23 protein-coding genes and 1 tRNA gene are annotated in these 21460 nt (G+C 51.1%); 7 read left to right on the forward strand and 17 right to left on the reverse strand.

Annotation, left to right across the window (positions count from 1 at the left end):
- Positions 1 to 39 precede the first annotated feature (39 nt).
- Positions 40 to 1557 (reverse strand): hypothetical protein, encoded by a 1518-nt coding sequence (locus BS29_RS12490; RefSeq protein WP_229953965.1) that lies wholly within the window; start codon positions 1555 to 1557, stop codon positions 40 to 42.
- 201 nt (positions 1558 to 1758) lie between these two features.
- On the opposite strand from BS29_RS12490, the gene BS29_RS12495 reads away from it, so the two are divergent.
- Positions 1759 to 2799 (forward strand): glycosyltransferase family 2 protein, encoded by a 1041-nt coding sequence (locus BS29_RS12495; protein WP_229953966.1) that lies wholly within the window; start codon positions 1759 to 1761, stop codon positions 2797 to 2799.
- Here the strand turns inward: BS29_RS12495 and BS29_RS12500 are convergent.
- Together BS29_RS12500 and BS29_RS12505 are read right to left on the reverse strand one after the other, a co-directional pair.
- Positions 2704 to 3138 (reverse strand): GtrA family protein, encoded by a 435-nt coding sequence (locus BS29_RS12500; RefSeq protein WP_229953967.1) that lies wholly within the window; start codon positions 3136 to 3138, stop codon positions 2704 to 2706. The genes BS29_RS12495 and BS29_RS12500 overlap by 96 nt on opposite strands.
- Before the next feature lie 75 nt (positions 3139 to 3213).
- Positions 3214 to 4554 carry a DEAD/DEAH box helicase gene (locus BS29_RS12505; RefSeq protein ID WP_229953968.1) on the reverse strand — a complete coding sequence of 447 codons (1341 nt, stop codon included), beginning with the start codon at positions 4552 to 4554 and terminating at the stop codon, positions 3214 to 3216.
- Positions 4555 to 5046: 492 nt separating this feature from the next.
- Here BS29_RS12505 and ggt point away from each other — a divergent pair, with 492 nt between their 5' ends.
- A complete protein-coding gene (gene ggt, locus BS29_RS12510) occupies positions 5047 to 6843 on the forward strand; it encodes a gamma-glutamyltransferase (RefSeq protein ID WP_229956870.1) in 1797 nt (598 codons plus the stop codon).
- Between the two features lie 5 nt (positions 6844 to 6848).
- Here ggt and BS29_RS12515 read toward each other — a convergent pair whose 3' ends face one another.
- The 6 genes from BS29_RS12515 to BS29_RS12540 form a co-directional block, all read right to left on the reverse strand.
- On the reverse strand, positions 6849 to 7511 hold the full coding sequence (locus BS29_RS12515; protein WP_229953969.1) for a cytochrome b/b6 domain-containing protein: 663 nt from the start codon (positions 7509 to 7511) through the stop codon (positions 6849 to 6851).
- 6 nt (positions 7512 to 7517) lie between these two features.
- Positions 7518 to 8045 (reverse strand): c-type cytochrome, encoded by a 528-nt coding sequence (locus BS29_RS12520; protein ID WP_229953970.1) that lies wholly within the window; start codon positions 8043 to 8045, stop codon positions 7518 to 7520.
- 94 nt (positions 8046 to 8139) lie between these two features.
- Positions 8140 to 9300 (reverse strand): acyl-CoA dehydrogenase family protein, encoded by a 1161-nt coding sequence (locus BS29_RS12525; RefSeq protein ID WP_229953971.1) that lies wholly within the window; start codon positions 9298 to 9300, stop codon positions 8140 to 8142.
- Positions 9300 to 10136 (reverse strand): S-formylglutathione hydrolase, encoded by an 837-nt coding sequence (fghA, locus tag BS29_RS12530; protein WP_229953972.1) that lies wholly within the window; start codon positions 10134 to 10136, stop codon positions 9300 to 9302. The genes BS29_RS12525 and fghA overlap by 1 nt, the downstream gene beginning before the upstream one ends.
- Positions 10133 to 10525 carry a VOC family protein gene (locus BS29_RS12535; RefSeq protein WP_229953973.1) on the reverse strand — a complete coding sequence of 131 codons (393 nt, stop codon included), beginning with the start codon at positions 10523 to 10525 and terminating at the stop codon, positions 10133 to 10135. Before BS29_RS12535 ends, fghA begins: the two co-directional genes overlap by 4 nt.
- A gap of 24 nt (positions 10526 to 10549) precedes the next feature.
- A complete protein-coding gene (locus BS29_RS12540) occupies positions 10550 to 11659 on the reverse strand; it encodes an S-(hydroxymethyl)glutathione dehydrogenase/class III alcohol dehydrogenase (protein WP_229953974.1) in 1110 nt (369 codons plus the stop codon).
- Positions 11660 to 11918: 259 nt separating this feature from the next.
- On the opposite strand from BS29_RS12540, the gene BS29_RS12545 reads away from it, so the two are divergent.
- Positions 11919 to 12482: a helix-turn-helix domain-containing protein gene (locus BS29_RS12545; protein WP_229953975.1), complete on the forward strand. Its 564-nt coding sequence runs from the start codon at positions 11919 to 11921 to the stop codon at positions 12480 to 12482.
- Between the two features lie 24 nt (positions 12483 to 12506).
- Positions 12507 to 13682, forward strand: coding sequence for a glycosyltransferase (locus BS29_RS12550; RefSeq protein ID WP_229953976.1), 1176 nt, complete (start codon positions 12507 to 12509; stop codon positions 13680 to 13682).
- A gap of 1 nt (position 13683) precedes the next feature.
- Here the strand turns inward: BS29_RS12550 and BS29_RS12555 are convergent, their stop codons facing one another.
- Genes BS29_RS12555 through yajC form a run of 4 tightly spaced genes read right to left on the reverse strand, consistent with a single transcriptional unit; the run spans position 13684 to position 17036 of the window.
- On the reverse strand, positions 13684 to 14064 hold the full coding sequence (locus BS29_RS12555; protein ID WP_229953977.1) for an MTH938/NDUFAF3 family protein: 381 nt from the start codon (positions 14062 to 14064) through the stop codon (positions 13684 to 13686).
- Between the two features lie 12 nt (positions 14065 to 14076).
- Positions 14077 to 15060, reverse strand: a complete 984-nt coding sequence (gene secF, locus BS29_RS12560; RefSeq protein ID WP_229953978.1) for a protein translocase subunit SecF — start codon at positions 15058 to 15060, stop codon at positions 14077 to 14079.
- A 12-nt stretch (positions 15061 to 15072) separates the two neighbouring features.
- Positions 15073 to 16677 carry a protein translocase subunit SecD gene (gene secD / locus BS29_RS12565; protein WP_229953979.1) on the reverse strand — a complete coding sequence of 535 codons (1605 nt, stop codon included), beginning with the start codon at positions 16675 to 16677 and terminating at the stop codon, positions 15073 to 15075.
- Positions 16678 to 16706: 29 nt separating this feature from the next.
- Positions 16707 to 17036 (reverse strand): preprotein translocase subunit YajC, encoded by a 330-nt coding sequence (gene yajC / locus BS29_RS12570; RefSeq protein ID WP_229953980.1) that lies wholly within the window; start codon positions 17034 to 17036, stop codon positions 16707 to 16709.
- Positions 17037 to 17336: 300 nt separating this feature from the next.
- Between yajC and BS29_RS12575 the strand changes: the two genes are divergently transcribed.
- Both BS29_RS12575 and BS29_RS12580 read left to right on the forward strand, forming a co-directional pair.
- Positions 17337 to 17413 (forward strand) — tRNA-Pro (locus BS29_RS12575).
- 373 nt (positions 17414 to 17786) lie between these two features.
- Positions 17787 to 17951 (forward strand): hypothetical protein, encoded by a 165-nt coding sequence (locus tag BS29_RS12580; protein ID WP_229953981.1) that lies wholly within the window; start codon positions 17787 to 17789, stop codon positions 17949 to 17951.
- Between the two features lie 16 nt (positions 17952 to 17967).
- On the opposite strand, the gene BS29_RS12585 is transcribed toward BS29_RS12580, so the two are convergent.
- From BS29_RS12585 to BS29_RS12600, 4 genes are all read right to left on the reverse strand, one after another.
- Positions 17968 to 18285 (reverse strand): hypothetical protein, encoded by a 318-nt coding sequence (locus BS29_RS12585; RefSeq protein ID WP_229953982.1) that lies wholly within the window; start codon positions 18283 to 18285, stop codon positions 17968 to 17970.
- Positions 18286 to 19170 carry a JAB domain-containing protein gene (locus BS29_RS12590; RefSeq protein WP_229953983.1) on the reverse strand — a complete coding sequence of 295 codons (885 nt, stop codon included), beginning with the start codon at positions 19168 to 19170 and terminating at the stop codon, positions 18286 to 18288. It lies immediately after the preceding gene.
- Between the two features lie 280 nt (positions 19171 to 19450).
- Positions 19451 to 19816: a hypothetical protein gene (locus tag BS29_RS12595; RefSeq protein WP_229953984.1), complete on the reverse strand. Its 366-nt coding sequence runs from the start codon at positions 19814 to 19816 to the stop codon at positions 19451 to 19453.
- A gap of 55 nt (positions 19817 to 19871) precedes the next feature.
- Positions 19872 to 20432: a helix-turn-helix domain-containing protein gene (locus tag BS29_RS12600; RefSeq protein ID WP_229953985.1), complete on the reverse strand. Its 561-nt coding sequence runs from the start codon at positions 20430 to 20432 to the stop codon at positions 19872 to 19874.
- A gap of 502 nt (positions 20433 to 20934) precedes the next feature.
- Here BS29_RS12600 and BS29_RS12605 point away from each other — a divergent pair.
- Positions 20935 to 21414, forward strand: a complete 480-nt coding sequence (locus BS29_RS12605; RefSeq protein WP_229953986.1) for a helix-turn-helix domain-containing protein — start codon at positions 20935 to 20937, stop codon at positions 21412 to 21414.
- The last annotated feature ends 46 nt before the right edge of the window (positions 21415 to 21460 follow it).

A 21460-nucleotide genomic window follows, 5' to 3' on the forward strand; every position in this document is an offset into this window, starting at 1 on the left:
CGATGCAGCCGAATGTTTCAGGTCGCAAAAAGTCTTAATTCATTCAGCCGGCTGAATGACTTCTTTCCGCCATTGTCGGTTCGGCAATAAACTGGCTGCAGCCAGCGGCAATACCCAAACCAGCCGCATCTGATACCGGCCCTTTGCTCCCGAAAGGGCGCCGCATATTGCAGCATTGGCAAATATTCCTATGACGATCAACAACGAGAAGGTTGCGGTTCTGCCCAAACGCCCCGGCTGCCTAAAATTTCGATACAAGAAACCAAGCAAAAACAGCAAAGCAACCCCGGAAACGACAAAGGTCGATATTTCCCAAAACCGTGTCGGCATGGTGTTTTTAAATGCAGCAGATTGCTTTTGCGAACCGAACAGCACGCCGGGTATCTTGTCTTGAAATTGGTTTTTTTGTTTGTCGTTATAGTTGAAATTCGGAAGATTGAAGGTGACAAGCTGTGTCCCAAAACCGCGGAAAGAAGCTGCCAGAACCTCGATCGGATATTCCAAAAAGACGTCCAGAACGAAGGCCTTTTCGGCAGCTGCAATTTCACGTCTCTCGCGATTGGGCAACGCCTGAAAAAAGCCTTCATCTTTGGCTTTGCTCCAAAGCAATTGATCGTGATTAATTACTGGAAAATCGAGCACGCGGCAGAATTTATGATCTTCGGTTTTGCAATGCTTCTCGAGATATTGATATCCCGGGCCGTCAGAAATCACTCTCGCGGCAAGGAAAGGCGGCATGACTGGTGCATTTCCTGAATATTTTGTCACGCCCCAATAGAAAACGGATTGCCCGGCAAAAGACAGCAATATGCTGGTTACGATCGCCAAGATCGGTTTCCACCCAATCTGCAGAAATTTGGTAACATTGCCCAACAGGACCACCGCCAAGAGAGAGATCGTGATCAGAACATTGGTGTTGTGAAAAAGCATCGCGGCGAGAAGTAGGACAAGCCAGAACAGCCTCTCTGCTGTCCCCTGTCGCCCCCAAAATGCAGCCAAATGGACAAAGGACAGCAACCCCAGGCCGGCAAATATATCGGGCATCAGAAAGCCGGAGAAGAAGGCAACGGAAGAGAGAAACACAACTGGCAGGCCGATGGCCAACGTTCGTTTCGTGGATGAAACACCGTTTTCTTCCGGCACGAAAGCGCGGATTGTCAACATGATTGCAACGCCCACAACCAGGGATTGCAAGACCGCTGCCAACCAAAAATTGCCAAAAATTTGAGCGAGATAGAGAAAGGCACCATAGAAAATCGACCGACCTGCCAAAGCTACCGGCGCATCATCCTTGCTGTCAGTCAGTGTAGCTTGCGAGCCGACTGCCGTCGAAGCGGTTTCTTTTGGCGATGCGGAATATCGATCATGAAACTCGTTGGTCCAAGGTGACTCCAATCCCGTCAGCTTGTAGACCCCTGCGTCAGCCGCCCGAATATAGCTTGGCGTGTCTGTCATGTAGAATGGTTCGCCATTGATCAATGACGGCCACAACAATGCAATCGCCAATATTATGACCGAGATGGCTGGTCCGAAACCTGTCTTCCCCGTTTTACTCAAAAATGGCCTCCGACCGCTCACTCCACTGTCTTTTGCATGTCTATGGCACCGCAAAAGCTGATTCCAACTCGAATTCGCTGATAGCCCATAATGGCACATATTCAACAAGATATGCTGGTTTCAGGCCGGTTTTACCTTTTACAAACAGATGCATAATAGTTACCACTTGGCCGCAATGATCGGGTGAAGAAAGAAACGACCATGAAATTAATAGTGCAAATTCCATGCTATAATGAAGCCGGCACGCTGGAAGAAACGGTCGCCGATATTCCCAAATCCATCGACGGTATCGACACGATCGAAATTTTGATCATTGACGATGGTTCGTCAGATGGGACGTCGGAACTGGCGCGCAAGCTGGGCGTTCATCATATCATCAGGAACAAGCGTAATATGGGTCTGGCCCGCACCTTTAAAAAAGGTCTGGATCACAGTCTAAGCCTGGACGCAGATATCATCGTCAATACCGATGGAGATAATCAATATTGCGGCGCGGACATCGCCAAGCTGGTTCAGCCAATTATTGCCGGAACCGCCGATATCACGATCGGTGATCGCCAAACATCGACCATTGCGCATTTCTCGCTAGGCAAGAAGCTTTTGCAACGCTTTGGCAGCTGGGTCGTGCGGCGTTTCTCTGAAGTTGATGTTCCTGATGCCGTCAGCGGATTTCGCGCGATATCCAGAGAAGCGGCCTTTCGCATCAACATCGTTTCCTCTTTCAGCTACACGATCGAGATGCTCATCCAAGTGGGTAAGAAAGGCATAGCTTTCACCAGTGTTCCCGTTCGCACCAATCCCAAAACCAGGGATTCACGACTGTTTAACAGCGTATTCCGGTTTATTGAACGATCAGGAACGACCCTGCTGCGCATGTATTCCATGTATCAGCCACTGCGGGTTTTCACGCTCATTGGCCTGGTGATCGGTCTAATTGGCACAATCCCGATGATCCGGTTCCTATATTTCTATCTGTTCGTGTCCGGCGAGGGTAAAATTCAGTCGCTGGTTATCGGGTCGGCTTTCCTGATCGTTGGTGTTTTGACTTTCATTCTCGGCTTGATGGCCGATTTGATAAATCATAACCGCCAATTGATTGAAATGTCGCTTGAAAAGCTTCGGCATGTTGAAGATGCGCAAAAAGCCTTACTGGCCGATGCCAGTGCCCGATCCGCTGTTGTCGAAGAGCAACCGGTACCAGAAAAACTTGAGGAAAGTAGCAGTCGTCAGGACGATCAATAAAGCCAGAATATAGGTCATATTGAGCATTTCATGCAGCAGCAGAAACGCCAGATATTCAGACGTTCGAAACGCCAAGCTGCTGAGCGCAAATTTGAGGAAGTCGCCGCGTACAGTACCTGCGCTGGAAAAAACAACGCGGCGAAGCGACAGGAAATTCACCATATAAGCGACGACAAATGCCACTAGCACCGCTATCTTTTCCTGAACCCCGAATATCTCATGCAGAAATATCGGAATCCCAAGAGTGATCGTCGCACTTGTCGCGCTGACAATGACGAACTTCTGTATCTGACGCCAGGTTCGTTTGTTGATCAGCCGATCTCGCAAATTCGCTATCATCTAAACAAACCTTGGCTTTCTGATCCGAAGCGGACGGCTTCCTGAGGAGGCTTTATCGCATCAATTGGCTGTTATTCAAGCATCCGCTTTACGCGCCTGACGCCGTTTGAACGACTTGGCTGCGTTATTCCAATGCTTGGGACCGCCCTTCTTGCCGCCGCCGGGACGCCCTTTGCGCGAACTATGCTTGTTCTTCGGAGGGCCACCGCGTGTCGGCTTCGCATTGTAGCGTTTGGGCTTCTGACCATAGATGCGCGGTGCCACTTCTTCGCGGGACGGTTCGTCATAACCTTCCGGCAAAGCAATAACTTCCGGTTTCACACCGGTTAGCTTGACCACGTCACGTAGAAACTGACGCTCGTCCGGAGCCACCATTGAGTATGAAATTCCTGAGGCCCCTGCCCGCGCAGTCCGGCCGATACGGTGGACATATTGCTCCGGCACATTGGGCATATCGAAATTGATCACATGGCTGACACCATCGACATCAATACCGCGTGCGGCAATGTCGGTTGCAACCAGAATATTGATCTTGCCCTTGCGGAAATCACCCAGGGCGCGCTCGCGCTGCGGCTGGCTTTTATTGCCATGAATGGCGGCGCTATGGATGCCCACAGCATTCAGGTTTTTCACAACCTTGTCTGCGCCATGTTTGGTCTGGGTAAAGACCAGCATGTGATCCGGGTTTTCCTGGTTCACAAAGTCTTTTAACAGACGCTGCTTATCTTCTTGATTAACATAGGTAACCCGTTGATCAACACGCTCCGCAGTCGTGGATTGCGGCGCGACCGAAACCTGAACCGGGTTGGTCAGAAACCGGTCGGCCAGTTCAGAAATTGTCTTAGGCATGGTTGCCGAGAAGAACAGGCTTTGCCGCTTCTTAGGCAGCATCGGCACGATCTTTTTCAGCGGAACGATAAAGCCAAGGTCCAGCATCTGGTCCGCTTCATCGAGCACCAATATCTCGACCTTACTGAGGTCAAGGCTGCGTTGATCGACGAGGTCAAGCAAACGGCCCGGGGTTGCGACAAGCACATCCACGCCGCGCTGCAAAATACGTTTTTGCCGGTTGATCGGAACGCCGCCAAAAGCAGACGTCACATACATGCCAAGGCCTTTGGAATAGCCGGTCATGCTATCGGCAATCTGCCGCGCCAGTTCCCGCGTTGGTGCGAGCACCAGCATCCGGCATTCGTTGCGGCCAGGCTTGCGTTTGTTGTTCAACAGGTGGTGGATAGAAGGCAGCGAGAAAGCAGCGGTCTTGCCGGTGCCGGTCTGGGCGATGCCAAGAATGTCCTTGCCTTCCAGTGCTGGCGGGATGGCCTGCTGCTGAATGGGGGATGGTTTGGTGTAGCCGCCTTCGGCCACACGCGTTTGAATTGGTTTCGCCAGAGCGAAATCAGAAAATAAAGTCAAAAATAATACCTTAAAAATAGCAGCGAGTGTTACGGCACAGCATCATTGCTATGCGCGCGTCCGCCGTCGGTTAAGACGACCCGCGTGATCAGGCTGCCGGGAAATAAAAGAGCAATGAGGCGAGGTTCGAGATAAACTTTTCATCTCTCACGCAGAACTTTCGCCAGACAGTTATCTGCCTTTGCTGTGACGCTAAATAGGATCAAAAGAAATCAAGTCAAGTTTTTTGTGCGCCGCAACATATTTGCATCTTGCCCAAACAGGCCATGAAAGCCCCTGTAAATACTGCTTTCCTACATTGATGGCATGCGTATAGATTGTCTGTGACGCTGTTCGTTCTTCTAAGAGCCTGATTTTGACTTTTTCGGCCAGACATGTCGCGATTTTTCAGTCGATTCTGTGTCGAAGCTGTATAAACTGTCAGGAATTCGGGCCCTAATATGAACGAATCAAATTGTGCCAAAGGATTAGGGTTAGGGTTTGCAGGATATGATGAAACGGTTTTTGGCTTTTACCGCGGCGGCGGCTTTGTCCTTTACTCCGGCAGCAGCGCAACAAACAGCCACAAAAAGCGGCGTTCAGAAACCCGCCCTTGAAATTGGCGGCGGCGGGCGTCCGGTTGGCGAAGCCTGGGCCCGCAGCCCCGTCTACGCGGCAAACGGGATGGTCGCGACCGCCCATCCGCTGGCCAGCCAGATCGCGATTGATATCCTCAAGAAAGGTGGCACCGCGGTTGATGCCGCGATTGCCGCCAATGCCGCGCTCGGACTGATGGAACCGACCGGCAACGGTATTGGCGGGGATCTGTTTGCAATTATCTGGGACCCCAAAACTCAAAAGCTTTACGGCCTGAACGCGTCTGGCAAAAGCCCGATGGGTACGTCCTATGAAGAGTTTATCAAGCAGCTGGATGGCCGTGAAACCATCCCGCCCTTCGGTCCGCTGCCGGTCACTGTGCCAGGAACGGTGGATGGCTGGTTTGAGATGCATGAGCGGTTTGGCAGGCTGAGCATGGCCGACATCCTCGCGCCAACGATTGACTATGCCAATGAAGGGCATCCGATTGCGCCAGTTATCGGTTATTATTTTGGCCGCAATCTCAAACGCTTTGAAGAAAATCTCGATATGATCGGGGAGTTTGAAAATGCGCGTGCGACCTATTTTGCGGATGGACCGCCCAAGGAAGGAAAGATTTTCAAAAATCCGGACCTAGCCAACACCTTGACCAAGATTGCCGAAGGTGGCCGCGATGTATTTTACAAAGGCGAGATCGCCCGGACAATGGATGCCTATTTCAAACGCATCGGCGGCAATCTGCGCTACGAAGATTTTGCGGCGCATAGCAGCAAATGGGTGGAACCGGGCTGCGTGACCTATCGCAAAGGCTATGAATTGTGTGAACTTCCACCGAACAGTCAGGGCTTTGCGGCGCTGCAAATGGCGAATATCCTGAAAAATATCGACCTCGCGCAATATCCGCGCGGCAGTGCCGAAGTGCTGCACTATATTACCGAAGCCAAGCGGCTTGCCTTTGAGGATGTGGCGCGTTTCTATGCCGACCCGGACATGTCCCCTGCCCCGCTCGACTGGCTGCTCAGCGATGCCTATGGCAAGGAGCGTTTCGCGCTGATTGATCCGGCCAAGGCGTCACCGGAATTCGGACCCGGCGAGCCCAAGCTCGAAGGCGAAGGGGATACGACCTATCTGACGGTGGCCGACAAAGACGGCATGATGGTGTCGTTGATCCAGTCCAATTATCGCGGCATGGGCAGCGGCTTGGTCGCAGATGGCCTCGGCTTCATGTTTCAGGATCGCGGGGAGCTTTTCTCACTCGATCCAAACCATCCCAATGTCTACGCACCGGGCAAACGCCCATTTCAGACTATCATCCCGGCCTTCATGAAAAAGGATGGCAAACCCTATATGTCCTTTGGCCTGATGGGCGGCGGCATGCAGCCGCAGGGTCATGTGCAGGTGATGATCAACATGGTCGACTATGGCATGAACCTGCAGGAAGCCGGCGATGCGGCGCGGCTCAACCATGATGGCGGACGGCAACCGACCAATGATCTGGCTGGCACCGGTGCGGACCTGCTCGGGACTCTGAATGTGGAGCCGGGTATTTCAGATGAGACGGTAGAGCGGCTCAAGGCGATGGGCCACAAGGTCAAACGGGTCGATAATGGGGTGATGTTCGGTGGCTATCAAGCGATCGTCCGCGATCCGGAAACGGGTGTCTATCACGGCGCCACCGAAATGCGGAAGGATGGCCAAGCGCTGGGCTATTAAGGCCGCTAACCGGCGTTCATAACCGCGTAAAGGCTACCCGCAACAATGGCAATGCTAGCGATCAGAGCTACGGGGCGGACATTGACGGCCGACACCGGCTCGATATCGCTGCGGCGGCCCGTCACCATCGGGCGGATGAGATTGTCTTTCAGGATCAGCCGATAGATTGCAATGGCCGCGATATGCAGCACGATCAGCGCGACAAGGATATCGAAATTGAGCTCATGGATATCGGCAATATCCCTGCCAGTGCTGAAGCTCACGAGAATGGATAGAGGGCCGGATTCCAGGCCATCGACATCGACGGCAAACAGCCCGGTTCCAATCTGCACAGACAGTGCAGCCAGCAGCGCGAAAACGCTTAAGCTGCCGATAGGACTGTGGCCGAAAGAGGGGCTGTGCCGCCCCGTGAAAAGGTCACGGATATAGGTAGGTGCTGCGGTCAGACGCTTGATCATCGGAACAAAGCGCGCGGTCCAACTGCCGATGATACCCCAGACCAGGCGGAAAAGGATCAGCGCGAACAAGGTCAGCCCCAGCCGTCGATGCCAGTCCATCATGCCTTCTTCGGCCGTCCACCACATCAGCGGGATGAGCAGGACGATCAGCCAGTGAAACAGGCGGACCGTCCAATCCCAGACAAGTGTCTGCCCGGCCTTTGAGGTCATCGTAGGTTAGTCGTCCAGGCGATAATCATCGTGGCAGGCTTTGCAGGTGCCACCGGTGGCTTTAAACGCCTCGCCAATGGCCGCCATATCAGCGCCCTGGGCAACGGTATTCAGATTAGCCGCAGCTTCCTGCATATTGCCAACCTTCTCTTGGAAATCCGCCATATTTTCCCAGATCGCAGGCAGCGCGTCTGTTTCAACACCGGATTCAGGACCGCTGCCTTCCGGCCACCAGTCCGCCATGCCTTCTGTGGCTTCCGGAACCGCAGCAGCCGCTTCCTGGATAATCGCGATATCCGGGCTGCTGGCTTTCAGTTGATCGCTGATCGCCTTGAACGCGTCGCCCACTTTTTCAAGCTGGCCTTGACGGGCTTCAATCTGTTCCTTGATCGTCATGCCGTTGGGCAATTGTGCGCTGGCCGCTTCACTGGCGGCCTCTGACTCAGCTTCTGATCCGCCGCTGCCGCCACATGCACTAAGCAACATCATCGTTGCGATAGCCGGAGCTACAATCTTTACCCTTAGCATTTTCATCAAGGCCTCCTTGTCTGTCTAGATCCCCAAAGAATGCTGGGGTAAGGAATAACTACAGGAAAATCGGCGAGTTGGCCAGCACCGAGAAAGCCCCTTAATAGGAGCGCGGCAAATCCAGAACATGCTCGGCGAGATAGGACAGGATCAGGTTGGTCGAGATTGGCGCGATTTGATAGAGCCGCGTCTCCCGCCATTTGCGCTCGATATCATAATCCTCGGCAAAGGCGAAACCGCCATGGGTTTGCATGCACGCCTCGCCTGCCGCCCATGATGCTTCAGAGGCGAGCATTTTCGCCATATTCGCTTCTGCTGCCATCCCCTCGCCGGCATCGAACATGGCCGCTGCCTTGCGTACCATCAGGTCCGCTGCTTCGGTTTGCGCATAGCTGCGGGCGATTGGGAACTGTACGCCCTGGTTTTGACCGATCGGGCGATCGAATACCTCGCGCTCGCTCGCATAATGCGATGCCTTTTTGGTGAACCAGCGCGCGTCACCGATACATTCGGCGGCGATCAATACCCGCTCGGCATTCATACCGTTGAGGATGTAGCGCAGCCCTTTGCCTTCCTCACCAATGATATTGGCCGCCGGCACGCGCAGGTCGTCAAAATAGACTTCGGTTGTGCTGTGGTTGATCATCGTACGAATGGGTTTGATGGTGAGACCGTTGCCCACTGCTTCGCGCATATCGACGATGAACACGGAGAGGCCGTCGGTTCGCTTCTGTACCTGATCCTGCGGCGTTGTGCGGGCCAGCAGGACCATCAGGTCGCTATATTCCGCGCGGCTGGTCCAGACCTTTTGGCCGTTGATCACATAATCATCGCCGTCACGCATAGCCGTGGTCTTTAGGCCTAGCGTGTTTGTACCGCTCCCCGGCTCGGTCACGCCAAAGGCTTGCAGACGCAGCTCACCCGTTGCGATCTTGGGAAGATATTGCTGTTTCTGCCCTTCGCTGCCATCGCGCAAGATCGTGCCCATAATATACATCTGCGCGTGGCACGCACTGGCATTGCAACCGCTGCTGTGAATTTCCTCAAGGATCGCTGCAGCGGCGGAAAGACCCAGTCCGCTGCCGCCATATTCTTCCGGGATTAGTGCCGCCAGAAAGCCCGCTTTGGTAAGTGCCTCGACAAATTCCTCAGGATAGGCGCGTTCCCGATCTTTCTCCCGCCAATAGCTGCCGGGGAAATCGCTGCACAAGGCGCGCACGGCTTCGCGCATTTGCGCGATTTCTGGCGTGTCATTCCACATCAGAGCCGCTCCGCATGCCAACGCAAATGATCATCCATGAAGGTCGAGATGGTGAAATAGCTATGATCATATCCCTCGCGCATATTGAGCGTCAGAGGGATAGCGACCCGCTCGCACGCTGCCACTAGCAAATTTGGTTTGAGCTGTTCTTCGAGAAACTGATCTGCGGTCCCTTGATCAATCAATATATCCGAAATGCGTGCGCCATCGTCGATTAGGGCGCAGGTGTCATAGTCTCGCCAAGTCGATTGATCAGCGCCCAGATATCCGCCGAGCGCCTTGTGCCCCCAAGGACAATTTATCGGAGAGACGATCGGTGCAAAGGCCGAGACACTTTTGAAACGACCTGGATTGCGCAGTGCAATGGTCAATGCCCCATGGCCACCCATGCTGTGGCCGAATATACCCTGCCGCTTCATATCCGCCGGAAACTCGTTGGCCACAAGAGCCGGCAATTCCCGTTCAATATAGCTGCGCATGCGAAAGTTGGCGGCCCACGGCTCCGCAGTCGCATCAACATAAAAGCCAGCACCCTGCCCCATATCATAGGCATCATCATCCGGTACTGCATCACCGCGCGGTGACGTATCGGGACAGATAATGATCAGCCCCAATTCACTCGCCAATCGGCGATATTCGCCTTTGTCCATGACGTTGGCATGGGTGCAGGTCAGACCGGACAGATACCAGAGCACGGGTAGTCTCGCGCCATCCTCATGCTCCGGCACAAAAACGGCAAACGTCATCTCCGTTTTTGTTTCGGCGGAGGCATGGGAATAAACGCCCTGCACTCCGCCGAAAGCCTTGTTTTCCGAAACTGTTTTCAGAGCGCTCATCCAGGCCGATACATAGCGCAGAGTTTATGGCCATCAAGATCGCGAACATAGGATAAGTGCATCTCGCCCATGGTCGAATTCCTTGGACCCGGAGGATCTTCAATAGACGTCGCGCCATTATCAACAGCGACGTCATGAAACTCTTTTACCTGTTCCGGCGAAGAGCAAGCGAAACCGATAGTAGCGCCATTGGCGACCGTTGCAGACTGACCATCAATTGGTTGGCTAACACTAAATATATTACCGTTGTGAATATAGAAAAGCCGGGTCGTGCCGTCTTCTTTTATATCCACCATCGGCTCGCCGGCACCCAGCGTACCGAGCACAGCATTATAAAATGACTTAGACCTTTCAATATCATTGGTTCCAACCATGACGTGACTGAACATTTTTTCTCTCCTTAATTGAATGTCTTAGAAAACCACGACACTACGGATGCTCTCGCCCGCATGCATCAGATCAAAGCCCTTGTTTATTTCTTCGAGCGTCAGCGTGTGCGTGATCATCGGATCAATTTCGATCTTGCCATTCACATACCAGTCGACGATTTTTGGAACATCCGTGCGGCCCCGTGCGCCGCCAAATGCCGTGCCTTTCCAGACGCGGCCCGTGACCAGTTGAAATGGCCTTGTTGCTATCTCTTTACCGGCTTCCGCTACACCAATGATGATGCTCTCACCCCAGCCGCGGTGGCAGGCTTCGAGGGCAGTCCGCATCACATCGGTATTGCCAGTACAATCAAAAGTATAATCGGCACCGCCATCGGTCAGAGCGACCAGATGCTCGACTATATCACCGCTGACGTCTTTAGGATTGACGAAATGGGTCATGCCAAACTTACGGCCCCATTCTTCCTTGTCGGGGTTTAAATCAACACCGATAATCTTGTCCGCTCCGACCATCCGGGCACCCTGAATAACGTTCAGACCAATGCCGCCTAGGCCGAAGACAATGACATTTGCACCGGGCTCTACCTTCGCTGTGTTGGTGACAGCACCAACACCTGTCGTCACGCCACAGCCGATATAACAGCTCTTTTCGAAGGGAGCATCCGTACGGATTTTAGCCACAGCAATTTCAGGCAATATGATAAAGTTCGAGAAAGTGGAGCAGCCCATATAATGATAAATTGCCTCACCCTTATAGGACATCCGGCTCGTGCCATCCGGCATCAGCCCTTTTCCTTGCGTCGCTCGAATGGCTGTACACAGGTTGGTTTTACCGCTGAGACATGATTTACACTGGCGACATTCCGGCGTGTAGAGGGGGATCACATGATCATCTGGTACGACAGAAGTAACGCCCGCACCCACTTCGCGGATTATGCCAGCCCCCTCGTGCCCCAATACGCTGGGAAACTTGCCTTCACTGTCGAGGCCATCAAGCGTATAGGCATCCGTGTGGCAGATACCGGTCGCCATGATCTCGACCAGCACTTCACCAGCCTTCGGACCTTCCAGATCCAGCTCGACAATTTCCAACGGTTTTTTGGCTTCAAAGGCAACGGCAGCGCGGGTCTTCATAAGATAGTGCTTCCTGACAGATTGGTCTGCCTGCAACCTTATCTTATCGCTGTATGCAATCAACCGGATTCCGGTTCTTAAATATGACAATTGGATGGCGACAGATTATTCCGACCGCCAATAAAAACTGACAAGCTGGTCCAGCCGGTCAATATTCTTCTCAATGGCCACCTCTTTCCCCTGCACAATCGATCCGAATTGCCCTTGCCATTCTGGCAAATGTGTGAGAAATAAAAAACCATATAGGTTGGAGAAAGTGATGATTAGTCGCATAAGAGAGGTTCGTAAGACCAAAGGTTTGACGCTGGATGATGTTGCGAAGCGCTGTAATCCGCCAACAACAGCACAGACTATCGGTCGCTTGGAAACAGGCATGCGAACATTGTCACTCGACTGGCTAAACCGTATCGCCGATGCACTTGCAGTCGATAGCGCAGAACTGCTCGCCTTGCCGGATCAAGATGAGTTACCGGTTGCCGCGATGCTTGATCACAAAGGCGCGCACGCTTTAAAAAAGACCGAAGCGATAGCCCAGCCAACGATTGAAACTGATATGGTCGCACTGCGCGTCAAAAGCAGCATTGGTGACTATCGCGCCGGTGATGATGTCTGGCTGTCACGGCGCGCACCAGATCAATATGCCGCTGCGCTGAACCGGGACATATTGGTGCCTCGACCGGCCGGACGCTTTCTATTTGGCCGCCTGATTGGGCGGGAAGGCGACATGATTCAGATATTGCCGCTCGGCAGTGGCGCCCGGCAACAAGTCGTCAAAGATCCTGAGTGGATCGGGGTTGCAGTGAGGTTGGTAAGATCGCTTTAAAGGCATGCTGCTAAGACCGTCGTTATGACTAACCCGCTCAACATATTGACGCTATCGACATTGTTCCCCAACGCAGCGTCGCCCAATTTTGGTATTTTTGTCGAGCGCCAAACCACAGAACTTGCGAGTAGGGCAGAAGCCGATGTCACGGTCATTAACCCCATCGGGATACCTCCCCTGCCGCTAAGAGGTCTTGAGCCTTATCGCGCTTTAGCAGACCTGCCTGAGCACGAATTGTGGCGAGGGCTCAACGTCTATCGCCCGCGTTTTCCTCTGATCCCAAAGTTCGGAGGCTCCAGAAACCCGGAACGGATTGCAGCAGCCCTCTTGCCTCTTGTCAAAAAACTCCATGACGGAAAACCATTTGATTTGATTGACGCAGAGTTTTTCTATCCCGATGGCCCTGCCGCGATGCGCCTGTCGAACCAACTCGACATACCGTTCACGGTAAAGGCTCGCGGAGCGGATATTCATCACTGGGGAAGAGAAACCAAATGCCTGCCACAGATATTGGCAGCAGCTGACAAGGCTTCCGGTTTGCTGGCGGTGTCCAAAGCGCTGAAACAGGATATGGTTGATCTTGGTATCGAGAGTGACAAAATTTTGGTTCACTATACCGGTCTCGATCGTCATAAGTTTGCACCCGTTGACCGCTCTGCGACAAAACGCAAACTGGATGTTCACGGACCATTGTTTATCTGTGCAGGTGCCCTCATCCAGCGCAAGAACCAGGTGCTGGTAATCGAGGCCATACAGTCTATCCCAGACGCCACCTTGATGTTGGCGGGCACAGGCGAGGAAGAAAATGCATATCGCGCATTAGCCGACAAGTTGGGCGTCAAAAATCGCGTTCGTTTCCTTGGCAATGTTCCCCATGATGACTTACCGGAGTTGGTTGCTGCCGCCGATATCGCAATCCTGCCTTCGAAGTCCGAAGGGCTGGCCAACGCCTGGGTAGAAGCCCTTTCCTGCGGCACACCGATTATCATCAGCGAAGCTGGTGGCGCGAGGGAATTGCTATGCTCGGATACCGCCGGCCGGATCGTGGAGCAGAAGAGCTCAGCAATTGTTGATGCTGTAAAAGTGCTCTTAAAGGATAAACCAGAACAAGAGGACGTTCGCGCGACCGTCAGTCAATTTAGCTGGCAAAACAATGGGGATGCGTTGGTGAAACTATTCACCAAAATTGTGCGGCGTTAAACTAGCCCAGTGGCATGAACGCGCCGACAATCCAGCGTTCTTCGGCCCTTAATACGCCCCAGGACCGCGCTGCGGCACGGCTATCCATTACTTCAACACCCATGTTCATGGCCTCTGCCGCACGGCGAAAAGCCGCAGGCGGTTGCTCCATTTTTGCGCCGCTACCAAATAATAGAAATTCAGGTTCTGGGGAGAGATTAAGAGCACCAACTATACTGCCGAAATCCAATTGCTCACGCGCCGGTGCATCCCAAGGCAATGCTTGTTCAGGAGACAACAGCAAGCCGCCATCAAAACGTCGATCGCCGATTTTATAACCATTCGCGGTAAAACCGGTAATAATCGGCCCTTCAAATTCAACGTCGCGTCTGAGTTCAACCATCGATTGTAACTATCAGCCGACTTCTTCCGGATCACCAAGCTTTTCTGCTCTGTCGCCGGCGCTCGCTGGCGGCACGAAGCTGTCGGGACCAACCTTCAGCCAGATCAATATTGGCGCCGCCATGTAGACGGAAGAGTAGGTTCCGATAAACACACCAAGGAACATGGCCGCAGCAAAACCAAATATCACATCTGGTCCCCAAATGATCAGAGCGATCAAGGCGACAAGCATCGTCAAACTGGTCATCACCGTACGCGCCAAGGTTTCATTGACCGACAAATCAAGCAGCGCGATGATGTCCATCTTGCGATATTTCTTCAGATTTTCTCTGATCCGGTCGTAGACCACAATTGTATCGTTCAATGAATAGCCGATAATCGTCAACAGCGCCGCCACGATATTGAGGTTAAACTCTAACTGCGTAAGTGCAAAAAAGCCAAAAGTCAGCGCGACATCGTGAAACAGAGCGAACAGCGCCCCCGCTCCAAATTGCCACTCAAATCGTATCCAAATATAAAGCGTGATTGCCAGCATGGCGCCAACTAGCGACCAGACACCTTTTGATAGAAGTTCCTCGGACACCTTACCAGAAACGGAATCGACGCCATCAATACGCACATCTGGATATTCGGTTTTCAGCATACCGGTAATCTCATCAGCCATTGTATTGGCCAATTCCGGATCCTGATCTGAACCCGTAGGCAGCTTCATTCGGATCGATACTTCATTGGGCTGGCCGAAACGTTGAATTGTCGGATCACCGTAACCAAGTGCGCCAACCTTCTCTCGCAGCTCGGTAATTGGCGCATCTTCCATCTGAGTAAATGTCGTTCGGATCATCTGACCGCCCACGAAATCAACACCAAAGTTCAGACCACGTTGCGCAACCAGTGCCATCGAACCGATGATCATCAAAATGCTGATGGCCACGGCGATATTCCGCCATTTCAAAAATGCAATATTGGTAGTATCGGGAACAAGTTTGAGAAGCTTCATGACCATTCCCTCCTATATAACCAGCTCTTGTGGACGCGTCCGGCGCAGCCAGAGCGCGACCAACATCCGTGTCACCACGACAGCGGTAAACACCGATGTAACAATGCCAATGATCAGAACAACCGCAAATCCGCGAACCGGCCCAGAACCAAATATAAACAACAACAAACCGGCAATAACATTGGTGATATTAGCATCAAAAATCGCTCGAGAGGCTTCTTTATAGCCAACCTCTACCGCCTGCACTACGCGCCTGCCGCGCCGCCTTTCCTCACGTATTCGCTCGTTAATCAGCACATTTGCATCGACCGCCGAACCGACAGTCAAAATGAAGCCGGCAATGCCTGGTAAAGTAAGGGTAGCATTGAATATCGCCATAATCCCGAGGATGAGGAACAGATTTAACGCAAGCGCAAAATTCGCATAAAATCCAAAACGTCCATAGGTGACAACCATGAAAGCCAGCACCGCTGCCGTTCCAATGATCGCAGCTATCATGCCTTTACGGATAGAATCTGCGCCAAGGTCTGGGCCAACCGTGCGTTCTTCAACAACTTGTAACTCGACGGGCAAAGCGCCCGAACGCAAAGCGATCGACAGCTGATTGGCTTCGTCAACCGTAAAATTGCCAGAAATCTGCGCTGAACCTCCCAAAATGGGTTCGTTGATATTAGGTGCTGAAAGAACCTCTCCGTCCAATATGATGGCAAAGGGGCGGCCGACATTATTTTGAGTCAGCCGCGCGAATTTCGCACCGCCTTCGGTATCAAAAGTTATATTCACAACCGGCGCGTTGGTTTCTTGGTCAAAGCCCTGCCCTGCATCAGTTAGCTTGTCACCCGAAATGCCACCAAGTCGCTTGACCGCTATATTTGGCAATCCGGAAGGATTATCCGGATAAGGAAATATCTGGCTGCCCACGGGTGGACGGCCCTCGGCAACGGCGTTAGGGTCGGCTTCAAAATCAACCAGCTTGAACTCAAGCTTGGCGGTTTTACCCAAAAGCTCTTTGAGGGCTTCAGGGTCTTCAAGGCCCGGGACCTGGACCACTATTCGCATATCACCTTGACGAATAATTGTGGGTTCACGGGTTCCCATTTCGTCAATACGCCGCCGGATCACGTCGGTCGCCGTATCCATGGCGTTGTCAACCGCATTATCTAGCCCGGCAGAAGTCGGCGACACAACAAAGCGCGTGTCGTCGCGAACTTCTATGTCCCAATCTCGTTGACCAGTTAGGCCAGCGCCAGTTGTCAGTGGCAACAAAGCTTCCCGTGCAGCGTCAACCTGCGTAGAATCACGCACCATGAAAGATAGAACACCGTCTTTTCGCGAGATATCTCCGATATTGATCCGTGGATTGGCGCGGCGCATCTCGGCGCGGACCGACTCTTCCATGGTCTGTAAACGGGTTTCCGCGACGTCAGCTGGATCTGCTTCCAACAATATGTGGCTACCGCCGGAAAGATCGAGCCCCAGATTGATGGTCTCATCCGGAAGGAAGGTTGGCCAATATTTATGGTTTTCACCAAAAAAAAGGCTGGGAAGCGACATCAGCACGCCGAAAGCCAGTAGCAAAGAAATGGAAATGACTTTCCAGCGCGGGAAATCTAACATCGTAAAACTATCCGTTCCCTAAATCAGGTTTAATCGTTGGCCGCTTTGCCGCTGCCACGTGGCATCACGTCGGATAACGTGGCCTTAACCGCCTTGACACGAATGCCCTTCGCGATCTCAACTTCGACATATTCATCATCTACCTTCATCGCCTTGCCGACCAAACCGCCACCAGTGATCACTTCATCATTTTTTTGTACAGCAGCGATTTTGCCTTGATGCTCTTTCATCTTCTTTTGCTGCGGGCGGATGAGCAGAAAATAGAATACAGCAAAAATCAAAACCAGCGGCATGATCGAAACAAGAAATCCACCGGCTCCGCCGGAAGCTGCCTGCGCAGAAATCAAAAGTGAAGTCATTTCAATATCCCCATTATAGTCGCCTGGTTTCGAAGCCTTTGGACTATCATTTTACTCTTACGAACCGCCAGTCATTGACGCTGCGCGCGCCTATCACGCACCCCCAATGAAAGCAATCTCTTAGCAAAAGGAAAACGATTTGAACGTCGTTCTCCTAAACGCTTTCATGTAAATGGGAAGCGGTTCGGATGAGGTCAAGTGTGGACAGATTTGTGCGACCGAACAGCAGCCAAAGCACTTGCCAAGGATGCCAGACCGCCATATAGGCGCTGGCTCGGCCAAAGATATCGTGCCGACGGTCGGGACGTAGCGCAGCCTGGTAGCGCATCACACTGGGGGTGTGGGGGTCGGAGGTTCGAATCCTCTCGTCCCGACCAATTTTTTAAAAATATTTGAGCTTTCCAATCAAGTATTGATAATAAGTTCAACGCTGAAGCTAAAAATGATTAATTAACAAACCAATATTTGTTCGTTTTGCTCATGCATAAGTAAAACGAAAATCAAACTAAAAAATGGTTTCAAAACAAAGGCTAGCATATACTCAAAGAGTTTCCGGCTTTGTCGATTTAACGTGATTCAATCACTCGTTGAGCGAAGACCGCACCGTCCAATTACAGTGACAGACCAAGCAGAAATTAAACTCATTTTTTCAGAGTTTTGCTGATACATTTATGGTTAATCGCTATTGTGTTGAGTTGTTGTTTCGTCAATAGAGCTTCAAACAAAAAAAGCGTCGCAAGGACTAAACCGATGTTATCGGATGATGAACATAGGAATTTTGAAGATTCTGATGTGAAGGCAAAAGCCAATGCCCTGATGGAACAGGCGTTGGAATTATTGGACTCGAGTGATGAATTATTGGTTGCAGCAAAGCTGGACGATGCAATCTGCGCATTGGGAATTCGCAAGGATTGAACAGAGCACGAAGCAACTAGTCTTCAAAGATTGATTGAAAGCACTCTGTTGCGCTGTCTGAAAGCATGAACACTGATTCCTTTGGGTCGCCAGCCGACGACTTTTCTATCACCCCATCACTCTCCATCAGCGATACATATCGATCAAATGTTGATGGCGGCGTCGCCACCAACTCAATCAAGTCGCCTCTGTCCAATGCATCGCCACTACGTTGTGCAATATAGATGTTAAGCCCTATCGCCAATGGAATGTTCTTTGTCATATCTCCACCAACTGCCTGCTCGCATATAGTCAGCAATTGGTAGAAACTCTCTAATTTGGGCAGCTTATTCACTTACGGTTTCCTTATGATATCGATTAATGACTGCAGGTAGAATTCAAACATATTCGCTGGCTCTCGCATTTCTCCAGCGCGTTGAGGCTTCTCTGTCTGGTTAGATCGCAAAAGGCCTAAATCACGAAAACTGCAGATACCGCTGCGAGCCACGATGAGATGATCGATCAACTCCAATTCAAAAGTCCTGCACGCGTCGATGATTTTTTCAGTCAGTGCAATGTCGGCTGAGCTGGGACTGGGGTCACCAGACGGATGATTATGGACCAAAATTATACTTGTGGCGTTAAGATCCAACGCTGCTTTGACAACTTGTCTTGAGTATATCGGAACCCGGTCCACCGTGCCGATACTCATTAATCTATCTTCGATAAGGCGATTGGCGGCATCCAGAAACAAAGCCCGGAACATTTCAGTTTCCGCTGCTGAGCAACTGTTAAACAAATAGTCATGCAAAGAACTTGAATTTGGAAGAACGGGACCGCTTAGAACTTCGCGTTCCAGCGCATAAGCGAATGAGTTTGACAAAATCTTCAGGTATCGGGCAACCGGCTGACTTAGCCCAAGAGGGATCGGGTCATTCTTCGCAAAATATCGAAACAACTCGTTGACCGTACTAAATTTGGAAATCAGCCTCTTTGCTTCAGTTTTGGCATTGTCACCGATAATCGGCTCCATGATTTGAGCAATCGTCTTTATGTCCCTTGCTCTAATTGTCTCCTTTTTTTGCTCCGCAAGGCAGCCCAGATTATGATCATCAGCTGAGGATAGCTCCACACTCCTTGGGTAAGCCCGATCCCGTAAGACTCGAGATCCTCCCCGACCCACGTCACAAAGAAGGTCAGGACCGGTATCATTTGAAAGGCTGCGACTGGCATTGGCCAAAATCTTTTACTCCGAAAAGCCATCACGGCGAGAATTATCAACGCCAGCAAATCCAGTAGGAATATGCCAACTTGTGGCTGTATCCAGTCGGGATTTCCCAGCCAATAAATCAAGCCCGTAGCTATAAAATTCACTAGTAGAACAAAAAGAGCTGTGCGCTCCTCGAGACGCCCAAACAAAAAGACGAAGGTGACCGCTGCAATTACTGCCGCTAAAAATATCCAAAAACCCATTTCTCAGGTTTTTAGCGACGTCCTTCCAACGGTCAACTCGCTAGATATTAGGCTGCCTCTTCTTTGCGATCTTCAATACCAACTACCGGCTCATTGGCAGCATCCGCGTGAGGCGGTTTCCAAAAATTTCCACCGGCATAAGTTCGAAGACCCATTTGGTTGCGCGCATCTGCAAAGGCACCGTGCGCTTCCACCATTTTTGCACGCGCCGCGTGCAGCGATTGAATCGCATCTCCCGTCAATCCTATGGCATCTTGGGCCACAACAGCGGAAAGATTGGCTTTCTGCCTTCCTGATGCGACTGTAACTGTAAGATCACCGGCACATATAAGAGCGTCATCGATGGCGGCTTCCAGCGCTGTTAGTTTGTCAGTTACATCTCTTACAACACGCAAACGATTCTTCAGCATCATAAAACTCCTATTCACTCGATTGAGCGAAATTTTCAGAGGTAGCTGAGAAAAATAATCAAGCTATACGCGACAGTCCTTCAGCAACGCTGACCAAAAGAGCAAATGCAATCAGACCTGTCATCATGATCAACAACATCAAGCCCAAACGTGCGCTTATGGATAGTTGGTTTTCCCTGTCTACCTCAAACAGAGCCGAAAAAAGCGTAGACCATTTTGAAGCACGAGCAGGCTGATCAAAAATAAAAGCCTGAGACTCACGCAGTTCAGTCTCTCCGCTATCAACCGAAGGGCTCCATTCATCAGCTGATGCCCCTTCTTTGCGGGCATAGCGATATTGTGGAAGATCCGAACTTTGGTGTACCAAACTCTCGTATATGTCAGAATCAATATCTCCTGTCTCTGCTTCATAAGACGCGAGTATTCGTGCCGCTTCTGCGCGACCAGAAACGTCCAAAATGGATTGGGCGCGTTTCAGACGCTGATCCACTGTATGATGAGAAATTTGAAGGGCGCGCGCGATCTGCTTGGAGGACATCAGATCCGCGACCAACCTTAAGCACTGTTTCTGCCCTTCAGTCAGTTTTTCAACCCGAGAATTGACATTCCGGTCATTCATAATTTTGCCCCATTAGGATTTATGAATAACAGAACAAGTTAATGGCTGCAATTATCGATATTGTTGAAAACTATTACTTCGTCGTCGCCTATCGGGCGTTTGCAGAATATCGTTTTTACAATAACATAGTTTGGCAAAATGATGCTCGCAGAAAAGCTTACATATGAGCTTTTTGAGATCGTAAAACTGTATAAAACCAGGGTTCGTGGGCTATTTGGAAATGACAAAAGAACATAAATTCGATCAGCCGCGCGCTCTGCCAACCACTTGCTGAAAAAGTCCAATGGTCAGCTAAAGGATTTGAAAATACCTTGCTGCAACATTAACAATATTCCTCCAGAACGGATCATTTTCCCAACTCAGACCACCGGTAGCAAGGTATTTTATATGTTTTTCAATGTGTTAAGGTTGTCCCTTAGAAATTTATCCAAATATACAACAATGTAGATATTATTTTTCGTGTCAGCTAACCTTTTAACAAATAATAATATGGCACGGGGAAATGGCCAAAGTTAGTGCAGAAATAGCTGCGATTAAATCGGTTTTAGCCGAAGTAGCAGAACAAATTGAGAATCTGGATGGGATGATCGCCCGTCCTGGTGATGCACCAACGAGTGATGCTTTCTTGAACAACAGTGATGTTGATGATGTTGAGCTAATCAATCGCGCTAAGACGCTTTTGGAGTGGAGCCGTTTTAAAGCACAAACGCTGAATTTGGGATCAGGGCTATTTTCGGATTCATGTTGGGACATGTGCTTGGATATTTATATCTGCGATTTGAAGGACGAAAAAATCACGATTTCTTCCATCGCGCATAGCTCTGGCATTCCTATGACCACTGCGATGCGATATATTAATGTTATGACGGAGGAAGGTTTGCTGGAGAAATCATCCAATCCTTCGGATAATCGCATGGTTTTCATTTCTACGTCGGACGACTGCAAAGAAAAAATATCCACGATATTACGGAATTTACGTTAGCTGAAAGTTCGCGAAAGTGCCGTGGAGCGGTACTATTTCATATAGA

This window comes from Parasphingorhabdus litoris DSM 22379, from assembly GCF_020906275.1.
Lineage (GTDB): Bacteria > Pseudomonadota > Alphaproteobacteria > Sphingomonadales > Sphingomonadaceae > Parasphingorhabdus > Parasphingorhabdus litoris.

Coding starts and splice junctions, on each gene's coding strand:
- fghA (WP_229953972.1), bottom strand. CDS start 10,136: ATGAGCGCTCTGAAAACAGTTTCGGAAAACAAGGCTTTCGGCGGAGTG.
- secF (WP_229953978.1), bottom strand. CDS start 15,060: ATGAAGCTTCTCAAACTTGTTCCCGATACTACCAATATTGCATTTTTG.
- yajC (WP_229953980.1), bottom strand. CDS start 17,036: ATGACTTCACTTTTGATTTCTGCGCAGGCAGCTTCCGGCGGAGCCGGT.
- BS29_RS12525 (WP_229953971.1), bottom strand. CDS start 9,300: ATGTGGAATGACACGCCAGAAATCGCGCAAATGCGCGAAGCCGTGCGC.
- secD (WP_229953979.1), bottom strand. CDS start 16,677: ATGTTAGATTTCCCGCGCTGGAAAGTCATTTCCATTTCTTTGCTACTG.
- BS29_RS12500 (WP_229953967.1), bottom strand. CDS start 3,138: ATGATAGCGAATTTGCGAGATCGGCTGATCAACAAACGAACCTGGCGT.
- BS29_RS12545 (WP_229953975.1), top strand. CDS start 11,919: ATGATTAGTCGCATAAGAGAGGTTCGTAAGACCAAAGGTTTGACGCTG.
- BS29_RS12535 (WP_229953973.1), bottom strand. CDS start 10,525: ATGTTCAGTCACGTCATGGTTGGAACCAATGATATTGAAAGGTCTAAG.
- BS29_RS12555 (WP_229953977.1), bottom strand. CDS start 14,064: ATGGTTGAACTCAGACGCGACGTTGAATTTGAAGGGCCGATTATTACC.
- BS29_RS12515 (WP_229953969.1), bottom strand. CDS start 7,511: ATGACCTCAAAGGCCGGGCAGACACTTGTCTGGGATTGGACGGTCCGC.
- BS29_RS12595 (WP_229953984.1), bottom strand. CDS start 19,816: ATGATGCTGAAGAATCGTTTGCGTGTTGTAAGAGATGTAACTGACAAA.
- BS29_RS12520 (WP_229953970.1), bottom strand. CDS start 8,045: ATGAAAATGCTAAGGGTAAAGATTGTAGCTCCGGCTATCGCAACGATG.
- BS29_RS12580 (WP_229953981.1), top strand. CDS start 17,787: ATGTTATCGGATGATGAACATAGGAATTTTGAAGATTCTGATGTGAAG.
- BS29_RS12495 (WP_229953966.1), top strand. CDS start 1,759: ATGAAATTAATAGTGCAAATTCCATGCTATAATGAAGCCGGCACGCTG.
- BS29_RS12605 (WP_229953986.1), top strand. CDS start 20,935: ATGGCCAAAGTTAGTGCAGAAATAGCTGCGATTAAATCGGTTTTAGCC.
- ggt (WP_229956870.1), top strand. CDS start 5,047: ATGAAACGGTTTTTGGCTTTTACCGCGGCGGCGGCTTTGTCCTTTACT.
- BS29_RS12550 (WP_229953976.1), top strand. CDS start 12,507: ATGACTAACCCGCTCAACATATTGACGCTATCGACATTGTTCCCCAAC.
- BS29_RS12600 (WP_229953985.1), bottom strand. CDS start 20,432: ATGAATGACCGGAATGTCAATTCTCGGGTTGAAAAACTGACTGAAGGG.
- BS29_RS12540 (WP_229953974.1), bottom strand. CDS start 11,659: ATGAAGACCCGCGCTGCCGTTGCCTTTGAAGCCAAAAAACCGTTGGAA.